The organism is Rhodococcus erythropolis NBRC 15567, assembly GCF_001552595.1.
Taxonomy (GTDB): Bacteria; Actinomycetota; Actinomycetes; order Mycobacteriales; family Mycobacteriaceae; genus Rhodococcus_F; species Rhodococcus_F erythropolis.
Window position 1 is genome coordinate 366,299 of record NZ_BCRM01000001.1, and the last position, 15,037, is coordinate 381,335.

Sequence of the window (15,037 nt, forward strand, 5' to 3'; positions counted from 1 at the left end):
GTGATTTGATGACAGACCTGTCGATCGTCTCCATCGAGACGACCATCCTCGACGTTCCGCTGGTTCGCCCCCACAAGTTCGCCACCACGTCGATGACGGCGCAGCCGTTGTTGCTGGTCGCGATTCGCACATCCGACGGTGTTATCGGATATGGCGAAGGTGTCGTTCCGGGCGGTCCGTGGTGGGGCGGCGAATCGGTGGAGACGATGCAGGTCATCATCGAGAAGTACATCGCGCCGGTGGTGGTCGGCAGGCGCGTGGATCAGATCACCGCGATCATGGCCGACATCGAAAAAGTTGTTGCCAATGCACGATTCGCGAAGGCCGCCGTCGACGTGGCGTTGCACGACGCCTGGGCACGTAGCCTGGGAGTCCCCGTGCACACGCTCCTCGGCGGGGCTTTCCGCGAGAGTGTCGACGTCACGTGGGCACTGGGTGCTGCGCCGGCGGACGAGATCATCGAAGAAGCTCACGAAAAGCTCGAATCCCGGCTCAATTTCAGCTTCAAACTGAAAATGGGAGCACTCGACCCGGCGGTCGACGTCGCGCGCATCGTCAGCATCGCGCAGGCGCTCGACGGCCACGCCGGCGTCCGCGTCGACGTCAACGCGCGGTGGGATCGTTTCACGGCGCTGCGGTACCTGCCACAACTCGCAGACGGTGGAGTCGAACTGATCGAACAGCCCACTCCGGCAGACCAAATCGAGGTCCTCGCCGAACTCAGCAGGCTACTACCGATTCCGATCATGGCCGACGAGAGTGTGCAGACCCCACACGACGCTCTCGAAATCGCCCGCCGGAGCGCCGCCGATGTCATCGCCCTCAAGACCACCAAGTGTGGTGGCCTCCAGCGCAGCCGCGACATCGTCGCAATTGCCAAGGCCGCCGGTATCGCGTGCCACGGTGCGACGTCCATCGAGGGTCCGATCGGTACCGCGGCTTCGTTGCACTTCGCGTGCGCCGAGCCCGGAATCAACTTCGGAACAGAGCTTTTCGGCCCACTGCTCTTCAGCGAAGAGTTGCTTCAGGAACCCCTGAAGTATTCCGAGGGTCAGTTGCACCTCCCCGCCGGACCTGGCCTGGGAGTCGAACTCAACATGGACGCCGTCAAAACCTGGACCAGGAACTAGAGGATAGAAGAACATGGCACTCTTTCACGTTCGAATGGACGTCGATATTCCGCGCGACCTGGATCCGGAAGTACGCGCCGATACCGTCGCAACGGAGAAGGCGTACTCGCAAGACCTTCAGCGACAGGGAAAGTGGGTGCATCTGTGGCGAATAGTGGGACAGTTCAGCAACATCAGCATCTTCGACGTCGAGTCGGCTGACGAACTCCATGAGATTCTCTGGAACCTCCCGCTGTTCCCGTACATGACCATCGAGGTCATGCCGTTGACGCAGCACGGATCTTCGATCAAGTAGAGCCTGCGCGGGCGGGCGGGTCAGCGTATTCCGTCGCGGCGCAATGCGACGGACACTGCGGCAGAGCGGGTATCGACGCCGAGCTTGGCGTAGATGTGCCCAAGATGGGTTTTCACCGTCGCTTCGCTGATGAAGAGTGCCTTGCCCAGCTCGCGGTTGGTCATCCCCTCGGCGAGCAGGCTGAGCAGTTCGGACTCACGGGCGGTGAGCGCTTCCTGCGGGCGCTGCATCTGCTGGACAAGACGAGAGGCCACAGTGGGAGAGAGAACGCTGCGCCCGGCTACAGCGCCGCGCACCGCGCCGAAGATCTCGTCGGGCGTTGAGTCCTTGAGTAGGTAACCGATGGCACCGGCGTCGACGGCTCGCACGACGTCGGCGTCGGTGTCATACGTCGTGAAAACCAGTACGGGAACATCGACACCGTCGCTTCGCAAGCGTTTGATCGCTTCTGCACCGTGCATGCCGGTGCCCATGTCCAGATCCATCATCACCAGATCCGGTGAGGCCGACGGTATCGCCGTGGCCGCCCCCTCACCGGACGATGCTTCGCCGACTACTTCGACGTCCGGCTGAGTGTTCAGCAGCGCTCTCAGCCCGGCTCGCACGACCAGATGATCGTCGACGAGGAACACGCGAATGGTGGTGGTCACCGGATCCTCCGTTCGAGAGGGAACTGGGCCGCGACGACGGTGCCGTCTCCCGGTGCACTTTCCACGGTGAACGATCCGCCGAGCTGTGCGATGCGACTTCGCATCGCACGTAGGCCGTATCCACCGTACCGAGAATGGTCGGCGAGCTTTCCCGGATCGAAGCCGACGCCGTCGTCGAAGATGTCCACGGAGACGGAGTCGTCGAGATACGTGATCGTCACGCCCGCCGTTTCGGCGCGAGCGTGGCGGGCGATGTTGGAGGACGCGCTCGAGACCACTCGCACGATGGCATGAGCTACGTCCGAGGGCAAGATGACGGCTTCACCGACGGTGCGGATCCGAACGGTCGGGACGAACTGGCGGGCGGCGGCCACGACCAAGGCGTCGAAGTCGCCCGTACCGCCCTTGGCCGGTGCCAGATCGTGGACGAGGTCGCGACTCTGCATCAAGCTCGTTCGGATGTTCTCTGCTGCGGCATCGACATCGGCTCGAGACGGCGAACCCGTTGTATTCCAAGTTTGTTCGGCTGCCTCGAGTCGTAGAAGAGCGCTCGCCAGTCCCTGAGTAACGGTGTCGTGGATTTCGCGCGCGAGGCGCTCTCGCTCAGCGGCAACGCCGGCAGCACGTTCGGTATCTGCCAATGCAGATTGCGCTTCTGCTACCTGACGTAGAAGCCGAAGGCGTTCTCGGGCATCTCGTTCCATCTGCCCGTACGCTGCCGCGACCAGTGCCGCGGTGCACAGAGGTCCGAGCAGTGTCACCAATTCGGCACGACCGGTGACTCGGTAGAACGCGATTCCGGCGAGGACGCCCAGGATCCCGACGAGGGGGTAGGCGATCTTGCTCGGGTACAGACGAATACAGAGGAAGAGAACGGGGAACGCACACCACGCGAAACTCGGCGCAAGCCAGACCAGCGCTGCCCAGGTGCTCAGTACCGGCCACATCCACAGTCGTTGGCGAACCACATCTCGCGAAGACACCGTAGCCATGACGGCGTAGAGCAAGGCGAGGACCACGGCCAGGACGAGTACCACCCCGAACCGACCGCTGGTCCCGTGGACTGTGACGTACCGGACTCCTGACGTGGACAGCAGTACGAAGAACGACGCGTGGATCGCATACGCCAACGGGCCGCGCAGGCCGAGTTCGGCGTCGGCGTTCATGGCTCCGTTACTCATCCCTCGAATATTACGGAGGGCGCCAGGCCGTCGTATCAACCATTCGGATGATATCTGCACAACCAGACGGGGCACGGTCCGTCACCCGAGCGCCCGATGTGCGCACCCGCGCCGGGACGCGACGCTGTAGTGGACGGTTTCGAACCATTCGACTGAAAGTGTGCCCGACATGAACCACCGCATTTACACACGACTTCCCCGTACGATCGCTGTCGCCATTCCGGTTGTCGCAATCCTTGCCAGCGCCGCGTGCTCGACCACCGACACACCGGTGGCGAACGCATCGAGCACGACGTCGATTTCTGCCACGCAGCAGCCTGCTGCGACCGGCGATTCGGCGATTGTCACTCAGAATCGACTCAGCGCCGACGCAGCAGTGAAGGCTGCTGGTGCGGCCCTGGCGAAATGCCGGGCGGACGGGCTCGGATTTGTCACCGTCTCCGTCGTCGACCGTGCCGGAAACGTCATCGCTATGGTGCGCGGCGACAACGCAGCCCAGCACACGGTGGAGGCCTCACGTGAGAAGGCTTACACCTCTGCAGCTTTCGGAGCCGACACCAGTGACCTCTCGCAGCGTACCAAAGGCGAGGGATCAACCATCGCCGACCTCCCCGGCACTCTCTTCCTTGCAGGTGGAGTCACTGTGAAGGCTGGATCCGCGTCGATCGCCGGCATCGGTGTCGGTGGTGCACCGGACGGAATGCAGGACCAAACGTGTGCTGCCGCAGGTCGTGATGCGATCGCTTCGTCACTCGGCTGAGTGAGCGCATTCAGCGTGCTTCGTGAATTGTGCTTTTCGCCACCTGGATTCGCTCGGCACGACAGTTGTCCGATTGTTGCGATGACCTCGACTTTGTAACACCGGAGCCCCCGGAAAGGGACAAACACGTCGACAGTGGAACCGACGATGCACTTACCGAAGCGAGTTTCTTGATGCGCAGTTTCGGGGAAAGACACAACCTTGCAGAGAATCAGATTCAGGTTGCCCGAACGCAATACACGGCGGGCGCGGGTGCTCGTAGCGGCGTTGCTGTCGATCTTCCTCCTCGGCGGCATGTTCGGTCCGACCGCCGCGAGCGCTACTCCGGCGCACACGGCGCCATGGGGTGGTTACGACGAGTTGTGGGTCCCGTCTTCGATGGGAAACATCAAGGTTCAGGTGCAGTGGGCCGCGCGGGGCGGCAACGCCGCGTTGTACCTACTTGACGGTCTTCGCGCGCAAAACGACAGGAATGCTTGGAGTTTCGAAACCAACGCACTCGATCAGTACCGCAACGACAACATCACGTTGGTGATGCCGGTCGGCGGTGAGTCGAGTTTCTACACGGACTGGTACGCGCCGTCCAATTTCAATGCTCAGCCCATAACGTACAGGTGGGAAACATTTCTCACACGCGAGCTTCCGGACTTCCTTGCAGGGTATGGTGTTTCACCAACCAACAATGCGATCATCGGGTTGTCGATGGGCGGCAGTGCCGCGTTGAACCTGGCGGGGCATCATCGGGATCAGTTCAAGTTCGCGGGCTCGCTGTCCGGCTACATCAATATCTCGGGCCCGGGTATGCGTGAGGCGATCCGCGTAGCCATGTTCGACGCCGGCCGGTACAACGTCGATTCGATGTGGGGCCCGCCGTGGTCATCCGGGTGGCTTCGCAACGACCCGTTCGTCAACGCGGAATCGCTTCGCGGACTGTCGATGTACATTTCGTCGTCCAACGGCATCCCGGGACCGTACGATCATCCGTCTGCGCCGATCGATTACTTCCACACGGCGACAGGTATGGGGCTGGAGGCGCTCTCGTGGGTGCACGCGCGTGCATTCGAAATTCGTCTGAAATCCATGGGAATCCCAGCGACGTACAGCTTTCCGCCCGCCGGGATTCACTCCTGGCCGTATTGGTCTGCTGAATTGTGGATGGCCAGAGGACAAATCCTCGACACCATGAACGCCTGGTGAAGCTGTAGTGAGGATCTCTCCGGACTTGCTCTCGATCGAAAGTCCGGAGAGAACTCGCTCAGAAGGTGATGATTCCACGGAGGTTGCGACCGGCATGCATGTCGGCGAAACCGTCGTTGATCTGGTCGAGAGTGTACCGGTTGGTGATGAGTCCGTCGAGTTCGAGCTTGCCGCTGGTATAGAGATCGATCATCCAGGGAATGTCGGCAGTGGGATTGGATGCGCCGAACAAGGATCCTTGAATTCTCTTCTGGTACAAGGTGAGTTCCATCAGGCTCACGGGAATGCCGATGTCCGTCATCTTCCCGAGACCGGTGACGACGCAAGTTCCTGCCTTGCGGATTGACGAGAACGCCTGCGCGACATGTTCTCCGGTGGTGACGCCGACGGTGACGATGGCGGAATCCGCGCCCTGGCCGTTGGTGAACGAGCGCGCGATGTCCGTGGCTTCCTCCATGGTGGCCACGGCATGGGTCGCTCCCAATTTCAATGCACTGTCGCGCTTGAACGCAACCGGGTCCACCGCGATCACGTGGGCGGCGCCGGCATGCGAGGCGCCCTGTACCGCGTTGATTCCGATTCCGCCGACTCCCATGACGATGACGGTCTGGCCGGGGTACACCTGAGCGGAGTTGACCGCGGCGCCCCAACCGGTTCCGACGCCGCAGCCGAGCAGACACAAAGCGTCGAGCGACAGGTGCTTGTCGACTTTCACGGCCGAGAGAGTGCTGACCGTGGTGTATTCACTGAAGGTGGACAGGCCGCAGGTTTGTGCGACTGGCTGACCGTCGAGAGACATTCTGTAACTAGAGGTTTCGCCGGGCCTGCTGCCGGTCATGATGGCAGCACCGTTGTCGCAGAGGTTCTGGATTCCGCTTGCGCACCAACGGCAGCGGCCGCAGGCGGCGAGGAATGAGAACACGACATGATCGCCCTCGGACCATCCTTCGGTGTTCGGCCCGACCTCGACGACGATTCCGGAGCCTTCGTGTCCGCCGCAGATGGGATAGCGGCCGACTCCGTGGTCGCCGCTGGCGATGTGATCGTCCGAGTGGCACAGGCCGGAGGCGACCATCTTGACAGTGAGTTCGCCGCTGCGGGGTGAATCGAGTTCGAGGTCGACCACCTCGTATGTGCCTGGTGCTTGGCGAATGACGGCTCCACGAGTGCGCAAGTTGTCTCCTGAGGTGAGAGTTGTTCTTCGGCTACCTCAGTTGTCTACTCGAGAGTTCAGGACGGGCTCGAGGCCCATCTCACTGATCGGACGTTTCGTATTTTTCGGATTCGTCCGGGGTTCGTCCCAAGATGGCGAGTTGCAGTTCGGTGAGCAGTCGTGTGTCCGGTTCGTCCAACGAAATGCCCATGATCTGTTCAGCGCGCCGAATGCGGTAGCGCAGCGTGTTCGGATGTACTTTCAGAGACGAGGCGGCCTTCTTCACATCCCCGAAAGCTGTCAGGTAGGCCGTGAGCGTGAACTGCATGTCAGAGGCGTTCTTGTCGTCGTAGGAGACGAGTCTGTCGATACGAGGGTCTCGCAATCGCTCGTGATCAGCAACGAGGTCGAGTATCTCGCCCAGCAATACCGCGGTGCGTGACGCCGCGAGTGTGGTGACCTTCGAGGTTTCGTGATCATCGGTGGTATCGAGCACGCGGTCCACCTCTCGACGCGCCTCGGGTACGCCGTGCAACCGCGCGATCGGGACCGCGACTGCGGCGCGCACGCTGATGCCCGCACGGTCCTCGACTACTCGCACGGTGTCGTAAGCCCAGTCGCTGACAGCGACCTCGTGGTCGGCCTGAGGGAACAATACGTAGATCCGGTTGTCAATGATCGTCGTGACCGCGTCGCTGCGGAATGCGCTGGCGCGCAGGCGCAAGGCGTTGGTGATTCGATCGAGATTCGATCCGGGCGAGAGTGATGTCGCAAATCCGATGACCGCAGACGGTCCGTCGGTGTTGATGCCGAAAGAACCGGCCAGCGAGTGCATGTCGACCCCACCGGAGCGAACACCGAACAGCCTTTGCACTTGGGCATTCTCGCGGCTGGAGGCGTCCAAGGTACGCATGAGAATGCGTGCGGCGACCGCCGCTGCACCCCGCAATACCGCTTGGGCGTCGTGGGAAAGAGGTTCAGAGGTGCGCTGCACCCAGATGCTGCCGAGATTGTGTTGGTGTGCAACAGAACCCGTCGGCGCTGACAGGTCCGGGCGGGTGATGCTCACAGCCAGCCTCTGCGCGGCGCCGATGCTCGGCTCGGAGGGCAGACTGATGACCTCGTCCGATCGCCTGAGATGCTCGAACACGCCTATGCTCTCTATCCATTCGGTGTATTCGATCGGCCACTCCCGGCCGAGTATGGAGAGCTGACGGAGTTCGTCTTCGCCTTCGTGAGCAGAGGAATATGCGATGACATGGAGTGCCGTGTCGTCGATCGTCACGAGTCCGCCAGTCAATTCGGCGATCGTTTCCGAGAGCGCGAACAGATCCGAATCACCACCGGCCACAGCTCCTGCGACGGCCCGCGAACGGTACATGCTCTGTGTCAGAAGCCGTAGTACGAGCGAATAGACGTGCCCGGAACTAGCCTGCGGATGTACCGCGGCCACTGCGATCCCGATGTTACGTGCGGCGGTGAGAACCGTCGTCGCCTCGCGCGCATTCTTGACGAGCAGAAGCTTCGGGCGACGCCTCGCCGGCCTGCCTTCGAACTTTCGCAGCCACTGCGTCAACGTCGATTCGGGAACCCCTACGGGGAGGTAGATGTCGGAGATCGCACCACGGCTGTCGGTGCCGTCGATATCGGAGGACTCGACGAGGGCGATCGAACGGATTTCGACATCGAGTCCATCCGGGCTTTCCAGAAGTTCGATCACGGACTTGTCCGTGGAATGCATGAGGGCGCCGAGGGTGGTGCCGACACTCGGCCCGTTATTCCTCGGACCTGTCGACGCTTGCGGGAGGGCTACAGAAAGTGGCTGCACATTTGCTCCTCGGCCGGTGGGTCATTACAGGCTAACCCCGACAGACGAAATGCAGAATAAGGAAATAGGGGACAAATTTATTCGTCAGGCATGGTGATGCCGAGTTCCTGCACCTTTTCGGCGACTGCCTCTGGAAAAACGTTCTTGAACAGATAAAGGTCTTGTCCGATCACCCAACCAGGTGCCAACGCCGTCGCATATCGCTCGAAGTATCCGAGTTGTTTACCGAAAAGAACCAATTCCTCGGGACTCGCAACACCCCACTGCTTGCCCAACTGAATTAGTGCCATGATCAATTCACTGAGCTTGAGTTCACCGAGGTCACGGCCGAGAATCGGGGCCAGGGCCGTTGCGACCTGCATGCCGAGCTGATCGTCGTCGACTTCGTAGTCAGTTGCATATCCCAAGGATCGAATTCCGCGGGCGACACGGGCGAAATCACCGTCGATGAGGGTGGCTCGGAACATGTCGGAAAGGATGGATCTCCAGGTCTCGGGAAGGACGCCGACGATGCCGAAGTCGAGCATCGCTATCCGGCCGTCGTCGAGGACCCACAAATTTCCCGCGTGGACATCTCCGTGGAATGGACCGTGAACGATGACTGATTCGAGCCAGACCTTCACTCCGCGCCGGATCAGCATGCGGGCTTCGTCGATGCCGTCCGGACCGGCGACGAACCGATCCAGTGGAACGCCGCGCATGCGTTCCATACAGATGACGCGGGGACCACAGTAGTCCCAGTACACCTCCGGTGTCGTGACTCCTTTGTTGTCACCGAATGCGCTGATGTTGTTCCGGAATGTGGTCTGCCGGTCGGCCTCGACCGCGCTGTTCAACTCCGTCATCGTTGCGTTGTGCAGATCGCGAATGATGGCGGTGGCATTGGCAATTCGAAGGAACTCGACAAACTTCTCGAGGATGTTCGCGCCCCAGTACGCCGCCCTCAGGTCGATCAGCATCCGCGCATAGATGTCCGGACGCTGGATCTTGATGACGGCCTCGCGGCCATCGTGCAGAACGCACGCGTGTACCTGCGCTACCGACGCGGCCGCGAGAGGTACGTCGTCGAATTTCGCGAACAGGTCGTCTACGGAGTATCCGAGGTCTTCGTGTACGACGCTTCTGGCCTGCTCGGCAGGAAATGACGGAACGTCGTCGAGGCAACGTAGGCATGCATTGGCGACGGGGGCCGGGAACAGGCCGGACGACGACGCGACCAGTTGACCGAGCTTGACGAAGGTGGGACCCAGCGCGATGAAGCCGTCGACCATCCCGTCGGATGCAGCGTCAGCCCACGTGCGTCCACGCTTGCGGAAAGGCCACACGATCAGTGCCAGCATGATCGACGTCGACAACACGACGGCGATGATCGCGGAACGCCACAACTGGGCGAGGCCGAAGCGTTCGAGGTCCGGCATGTGGACTTCGAGGGCAGTGGCGGGCACTCCTGACGAGTACGGCCCGACAGGTCGCGTTGGATCCAGCACAGCTCTCCCTCGTTCTACGAGCGCATCCAGCATTTTGCCGTGAGATCACTTACGCGACCCCTTCCGTTAGTCAGTATGCCAAGTCACACATAACTGCCGGAACCGCCTACGCGTTCAGCCTACGATCGGTGAATGCGTGAGCACTTGATCCCGATCGGCGAGGTTGCAAAATCGTTCGGAATTGCGGCGTCGACCTTGCGCTACTACGAGGATGAAGGACTGCTGTCCGCGCGGTCGCGAACTGGCGGCAAACGCTGGTACGGGCAGCGTGAGCTGCGCCGGCTGGCATTGATCCGGATGTACACCGAGACGGGAATGTCCTTGGAACAGGTGCGGTCCTTCATCGAAACCGACACGACGTCCGACCAGTTCTCGACGGTTCTCGCAGATCAAGTGTCGACACTCGAGGCACAGATCGCCGCTGCTACGCGAGCGAAGCTGATTCTCGAGCATCACCTGACGTGTCGGCAAGAGCGTCCGATGCAGTGCCCGTGGTTGCTCGAGCAGCTCGACATACGCGTCGAAGCGGCGCTTGACTTCAAGTTGACTTGAACCTTCATAGTTAGGGCGCACTTACCGCCCTATCCGGAGGTTGACCATGTCGGCACGACGATGGCTGCCGCTCATCGCCGCATGCATCGGAACTTTCCTGTTACTGACGTACGCCACCATCACGACAATCGCAGTGCCGGCCATCGCAGTCGGTTTGGACGGCAGTACGGGCGCGATGTCCTGGGTCGTCGACGCCTACACGCTGGCTCTTGCTGCGCTTCTGGTGGGCATGGGCGCACTCGGCGATGCGTGGGGACGTAAACGCCTCTACATCTGCGGACTGGTCGTGTTCCTGGTTGCAACGGCCGTGTGCGCGATTGCTCCGGACGTCACGGTTCTGGTCGTTGCTCGCGGTGCGCAAGGAATTGCCGGTGCGGCGATGTTCGCGACGCTCCTGCCTCTGCTCGGCGACGCATATTCGGGCCGCGATCGTCACGTCGCCTTTGCCGCGTGGGGCGCCGTCGCTGGATTGGCGGCGGGAATCGGGAACGTTGCGGGAGGACTGCTGACGCAGTTCTTCGACTGGCGTGCGGTCTTCTATTTCGGAATCCCCGTGGCCGCAGTAGCGCTCGCAATGGCTGTGTTCTGTTTCGCCGACAGTGAGCGCGGCGACGACAACATCGACTGGGCCGGAATCGTTTTGTTCACCCTCGCTGCCGTTGCCGCGGTTCTCGGCGTGACGTGGGGCGGCGACATCGGGTGGGCTTCGTCGTCGACAGTTTTTGCCTTCCTGATCGCAATCGGTGCACTGACGGCGTTTGTGTCCTGGCAGCGTCGAGGCAGCAGTCCGATGCTCGATCCGGCATTGTTCCGATCCCTGAAATTCGATGGCGTCCTCGTCGCTGCGTTCGGGTACTACCTCGCGGCCTACGGCCCGCTCGTAGTCCTTTCATTGTGGCTGCAGAACGGGCTGGAACTGTCGGCATCGGCGGCCGCACTCGTGCTCTCGATTCAACCGCTCGCTTTTGTCTTCGTGTCGGCGCTGTGTGGATCACGGCTTCAGCGAGTCGACCTTCGACTGTCGCTCGGATTCGGGACGGTCCTCTGCGGAATCGGTTGCGTGGCCATGCTGTACGTCCTCGCCGAGCCGGTCTGGCCCGCGCTGATCGCCGGGCTGATTCTGACCGGTGTCGGTTCCGCGATGGTGTCGCCGGTGATGCCGGGTGCCGCGATGTCGGACGCCCCGGCAGAGCGCGCCGGGACAGCTTCGGCGACAGCCAACTCGTCGCGTCAATTCGGGCTTGCCGTCGGAGTTGCGTTGTGCGGCTCTCTCTTCGCCGGTCCGGACGAGTTCGCCTTGCTGTGGCCGTTGGTCTTCTGCGCCGGCGTCGGAATGCTCACGGGTTTGGTATCGATCCTTCTCTTTTCTCGTTCGTCAACTCCTGCAACAGTTCAAACAATCGCCGAAAGGGCACACACATGACCACGCTGTTCACTCCACGACCGCACCGGCGTCTCGAGATGGACTGGAATCGCCGCAGGTTCCTCGGCGCTGCAGCAGGATTGGCTGCTGCGCTGGCAGCGGCCGGTTGCTCGCGTTCGGACGCAGACGGCGGGGGTGAAGGCGATGCAGGCTGGTCCTTCACCGATGATCGCGGCAACCTGATCGAATTGGATTCACCGCCAAGGACATTTGTCACCTACACCGGTATCGCGGGTGCTCTCTGGGATTACGGACTGGTGCCTGTCGGTGTTTTCGGGGCGCTGACACGATCACCGGGATCAACGGACACCAGCATCTCCGGCAACTTGGATTTCTCGAAGACCGACATGGTCGGGCAGCTCTGGGGACAAGTGGAACTCGAGAAGATCGCTGCGCTGGAGCCGGACGTCGTCATCGTCCCTCAGTTGCGTGGTTCGGCACTACTAGACGAGGCGAACTTGGATGCGGTGAAAGGCTTGTCGACAGTACTGTTCGTGGAAACGGCAGCAGGAACCATCGACCGAACCGTGCAAGAGATCGCGGAACTGGCCGTGGAACTCGGAGCGGACCAGGATATGGAGGCTCAGCGAAAAGACTACGACGCTGCGCGTGCGCGGATCTCCGAAGTTGCTTCTTCGCTGAATAATTCACAGGTTTTGTTCGCCTCCGCAGATCCGGACACGATTCGTGTCAGTCTTTCGGGATTCCCGATCCTCGCAGACCTGGCGGGATTGGGACTTGCCGTCGTCGATCCGGCCGAGGGATCGTCGGTCTACGTCGAGAAACTGGCTTGGGAGATGGCGGACCACTATCCGGCCGACATGATCTTCCTCGACGATCGCCCGTCCAGTTTGCAACTGGATACGCTCGGAACCAATCCTGCGTGGTCCAACTTGCCCGCGGTGAAGGCGGGGAAGATCGGGACCTGGAATCCGGAACCCGTGCTCAGTTATGCCGGGATCGCCCGTACGTACAACAATCTGGCTGACCAGCTGCTGGCATTCTCACATTCCTGACCGCCGCGTCGTCTACGACGTATGGACCTCTTCACCGATCTGTCTGCTCGAGTTGATTCCCTCGATTGGCCTGCGCTGATCGAGGGAATCAACTCCAGTGGGTGTGCCCAGACGGCGCCGATACTCGACGAGTCGGAGTGCCGCGAAATTGCTTCCTGGTACTCGGACGTCGACCGGTTCCGGAGCACCATCGACATGGCTCGATACCGCTTCGGTCAGGGGGAGTACCGGTACTTCGGCGATCCCGTACCGGAGCCGATCACGGCTATGCGATCCGCCTTCTACCGACACCTGCTGCCCGTGGCGCGGGAGTGGGCGTTCAAGCTGGGCGAGGGTGCACCGTGGCCGGATTCATTCGAAGAATGGATCGATCAGTGTCACGACGCCGGTCAGAATCGCCCTACCCCGATCCTTCTGTCCTACGGACCTGGTGACTGGAATGCATTGCATCGGGACTTGTACGGAGAGTTGGTGTTTCCCTTGCAAGTCGTGATCGGGCTCGACAGACCTCGCATCGACCACGCCGGCGGCGAGTTCTTGCTCGTGGAACAGCGGCCGCGCGCCCAGTCGAAAGGGACGGTGACAGTTCTCGAGCAAGGTCACGCGTTGATCTTCACCACGCGGGATCGACCGGTGCAGAGTTCGCGGGGGTGGTCGAGAGCCCCTGTGCGACATGGTGTCAGTGTGGTGCACTCCGGCACGCGTCGAACATTGGGATTGGTGCTTCATGATGCCGAGTAAGACGTACATTCTCCGCGACGCTCGCAACAAACCCTACGAGAGTTCGACGCCCGGTGTGCTTGGTGGGCACCGGAAAACGAAGATCTACGGTCGACTCGACTGTCGAGGGGCTGCGCAGGCAATCGCGCGTGGTGGGTATGTCGCCAGTCGGGTGTTCTTCGCGGACGAGCCGACCGCGATTGCGGCCGGCTATCGCCCTTGTGCCGTCTGCATGCCCGAAGGTTACGCAGCCTGGAAGGCAGTTGCTACGCGCCGAAGCGGTCGCGGTACTCCTTCGGAATGAGCGGCTTGTCGCCGCGGACCTTCAGCTGCTGGACAGCCCAGGTATTGCCGTCCGGGTCGGCGAATCCGAAGAAGGTGCCCCCGTCGCGCTCGTCGAAGACGGTGACCTCACTGGCATCGACGCCGCGGTCGATGAGCTCTTGGCGAGCCGTTGCAGCGTCGGCCACGACCAACTGCAATCCCTTCAACGAACCAGGGGCCATCTCGGTTTGCGACGGCAGGTTGCCGATGACGATCGAGCAGCCCGAACCACGCGGAGTGAGCTGGGCGACCGTCATGTGTTCGTTGACGGTGTGGTGGTCGAGATCGAAACCGACCTTGTCACGGTAGAACTCGATGGAGCGGTCGAGGTCACTGACGGGAACGATGACTACTTCGAGGGTCCAGTCCATGAAACTGCCTTTCGCTGAAGAGGTTCGGGCAAACAGGTGGTCAGAGTTGCGCGACGATCTTGTCCAGGCGTTCGTAACCTTCGGTGACGCCGAGCTCCATATTGCTCTCGATCATTCCGTCTCGCGCTTCGAGGCTCGGATATACGGAATGGCCGGAGAGACGGGTGCGTCCGTTGCCCAGGTCCTCGAACGTGATCGATTCGATGCTGACGACGTCGGGAAATCCCTCGTATTCGAAAGTCTGGATGGCAAAGTCGTTCTCGCGAACAACGTGAAATACACCGTTGAACCGGAACTCTTCGCCCTCGGGGTTGCGATGGACGTACTTGTATCGACCGCCGCTCACGAACTCGTATTCGTCGATTTCCATCTCGTATCCGTTGGGGCCGAGCCACTGCTTGACCAGTTCGGGATTCGAATGAGCTGCGAAGACGGCACTGACGGGTGCGTCGAATTCGCGGGTGATGTCGATGTACGGCACGCCCTCAGGAGCCGTGATGCTGACGGGATTGGTGGTAGCCATGGCTAAGTCTCCTTCTGTGTGGTGCTGAGTAGGTGATCGAGCTTGCGGAACTGTTGTTCGTGGATCAGTCGATAGCGGTCGATCCAGGCGGTCAAAGCCTCGAGAGTTGCGGCGTTGAGATGTACCGGCCGCCTCTGGGCTTCGCGGCTGCGAGTGACCAAACCCGCGGCTTCGAGTACCTGAATATGTTTGGAGACGGCCTGTTTCGTGATCTCGAATGGCTCGGCCAAATCGTTGACCGTTTGGGGGCCGGTGCTCAGGCGGGCGATGATCCGCCGTCGTACCGGGTCGGCGAGCGCCATGAACGCTTTGTCGAGACGCTCGTCTGCCCCTGGATCCACGATCACTTGTCAACCATCTCCTTTATCAACCAATCTGTTGATTACGCTACGGGCCCATGCGGAGGGTGTCAATGCTTCGAAACCGA

At 61.3% G+C, this 15,037-nt stretch carries 17 protein-coding genes; 9 read left to right on the forward strand and 8 right to left on the reverse strand.

The window, feature by feature from the left end; genetic code table 11:
* Nucleotides 1-8: 8 nt before the first annotated feature.
* A complete protein-coding gene (locus RE4_RS01705) occupies nt 9-1,130 on the forward strand; it encodes a muconate/chloromuconate family cycloisomerase (RefSeq protein WP_019745627.1) in 1,122 nt (373 codons plus the stop codon).
* A 13-nt stretch (nt 1,131-1,143) separates the two neighbouring features.
* Nucleotides 1,144-1,425, forward strand: a complete 282-nt coding sequence (gene catC, locus RE4_RS01710; RefSeq protein ID WP_003940264.1) for a muconolactone Delta-isomerase — start codon at nt 1,144-1,146, stop codon at nt 1,423-1,425.
* A 20-nt stretch (nt 1,426-1,445) separates the two neighbouring features.
* Here catC and RE4_RS01715 read toward each other — a convergent pair whose 3' ends face one another.
* Together RE4_RS01715 and RE4_RS01720 are read right to left on the reverse strand one after the other, a co-directional pair.
* Nucleotides 1,446-2,075 (reverse strand): response regulator, encoded by a 630-nt coding sequence (locus RE4_RS01715; protein WP_019745626.1) that lies wholly within the window; start codon nt 2,073-2,075, stop codon nt 1,446-1,448.
* Nucleotides 2,072-3,241: a sensor histidine kinase gene (locus RE4_RS01720; RefSeq protein ID WP_020971031.1), complete on the reverse strand. Its 1,170-nt coding sequence runs from the start codon at nt 3,239-3,241 to the stop codon at nt 2,072-2,074. Before RE4_RS01720 ends, RE4_RS01715 begins: the two co-directional genes overlap by 4 nt.
* A 184-nt stretch (nt 3,242-3,425) precedes the next feature.
* On the opposite strand from RE4_RS01720, the gene RE4_RS01725 reads away from it, so the two are divergent.
* Both RE4_RS01725 and RE4_RS01730 read left to right on the forward strand, forming a co-directional pair.
* Entirely contained in the window at nt 3,426-4,016 is a 591-nt protein-coding gene (locus RE4_RS01725; RefSeq protein WP_020971030.1) for a GlcG/HbpS family heme-binding protein, read from the forward strand.
* Nucleotides 4,017-4,217: 201 nt separating this feature from the next.
* Nucleotides 4,218-5,213 carry an alpha/beta hydrolase gene (locus RE4_RS01730; protein WP_020971029.1) on the forward strand — a complete coding sequence of 332 codons (996 nt, stop codon included), beginning with the start codon at nt 4,218-4,220 and terminating at the stop codon, nt 5,211-5,213.
* Between the two features lie 58 nt (nt 5,214-5,271).
* Here RE4_RS01730 and RE4_RS01735 read toward each other — a convergent pair whose 3' ends face one another.
* The 3 genes from RE4_RS01735 to RE4_RS01745 all read right to left on the reverse strand — a co-directional run bounded on the left by RE4_RS01735 (nt 5,272) and on the right by RE4_RS01745 (nt 9,681).
* Nucleotides 5,272-6,387 carry an NDMA-dependent alcohol dehydrogenase gene (locus RE4_RS01735; RefSeq protein ID WP_060937871.1) on the reverse strand — a complete coding sequence of 372 codons (1,116 nt, stop codon included), beginning with the start codon at nt 6,385-6,387 and terminating at the stop codon, nt 5,272-5,274.
* Nucleotides 6,388-6,466: 79 nt separating this feature from the next.
* Nucleotides 6,467-8,194, reverse strand: coding sequence for a PucR family transcriptional regulator (locus tag RE4_RS01740; RefSeq protein ID WP_238076610.1), 1,728 nt, complete (start codon nt 8,192-8,194; stop codon nt 6,467-6,469).
* A 77-nt stretch (nt 8,195-8,271) separates the two neighbouring features.
* Entirely contained in the window at nt 8,272-9,681 is a 1,410-nt protein-coding gene (locus tag RE4_RS01745) for an ABC1 kinase family protein (RefSeq protein ID WP_019745620.1), read from the reverse strand.
* A gap of 132 nt (nt 9,682-9,813) precedes the next feature.
* On the opposite strand from RE4_RS01745, the gene RE4_RS01750 reads away from it, so the two are divergent.
* From RE4_RS01750 to RE4_RS30580, 5 genes are read left to right on the forward strand one after another with little or no spacing between them, the layout of a single operon-like run.
* A complete protein-coding gene (locus tag RE4_RS01750; RefSeq protein ID WP_007729752.1) occupies nt 9,814-10,233 on the forward strand; it encodes a MerR family transcriptional regulator in 420 nt (139 codons plus the stop codon).
* Between the two features lie 46 nt (nt 10,234-10,279).
* Nucleotides 10,280-11,656, forward strand: a complete 1,377-nt coding sequence (locus RE4_RS01755) for an MFS transporter (protein ID WP_060937873.1) — start codon at nt 10,280-10,282, stop codon at nt 11,654-11,656.
* A complete protein-coding gene (locus tag RE4_RS01760; protein WP_060937874.1) occupies nt 11,653-12,672 on the forward strand; it encodes an ABC transporter substrate-binding protein in 1,020 nt (339 codons plus the stop codon). The genes RE4_RS01755 and RE4_RS01760 overlap by 4 nt, the downstream gene beginning before the upstream one ends.
* A 21-nt stretch (nt 12,673-12,693) precedes the next feature.
* On the forward strand, nt 12,694-13,413 hold the full coding sequence (locus RE4_RS01765; RefSeq protein ID WP_060937875.1) for a 2OG-Fe(II) oxygenase: 720 nt from the start codon (nt 12,694-12,696) through the stop codon (nt 13,411-13,413).
* Nucleotides 13,403-13,696 (forward strand): Ada metal-binding domain-containing protein, encoded by a 294-nt coding sequence (locus RE4_RS30580; protein WP_007729748.1) that lies wholly within the window; start codon nt 13,403-13,405, stop codon nt 13,694-13,696. The genes RE4_RS01765 and RE4_RS30580 overlap by 11 nt, the downstream gene beginning before the upstream one ends.
* Here RE4_RS30580 and RE4_RS01770 read toward each other — a convergent pair.
* The 3 genes from RE4_RS01770 to RE4_RS01780 are packed head-to-tail and all read right to left on the reverse strand — an operon-like array spanning nt 13,659 to nt 14,957.
* Nucleotides 13,659-14,087, reverse strand: a complete 429-nt coding sequence (locus RE4_RS01770) for a VOC family protein (RefSeq protein ID WP_021345757.1) — start codon at nt 14,085-14,087, stop codon at nt 13,659-13,661. The two genes, RE4_RS30580 and RE4_RS01770, sit on opposite strands and share 38 nt — an antisense overlap.
* 40 nt (nt 14,088-14,127) lie before the next feature.
* On the reverse strand, nt 14,128-14,610 hold the full coding sequence (locus RE4_RS01775) for an SRPBCC family protein (protein WP_029256428.1): 483 nt from the start codon (nt 14,608-14,610) through the stop codon (nt 14,128-14,130).
* A 2-nt stretch (nt 14,611-14,612) separates the two neighbouring features.
* Complete coding sequence (locus RE4_RS01780; protein WP_019745614.1) at nt 14,613-14,957, reverse strand: ArsR/SmtB family transcription factor; 345 nt, start codon at nt 14,955-14,957, stop codon at nt 14,613-14,615.
* Nucleotides 14,958-15,037: the final 80 nt, after the last annotated feature.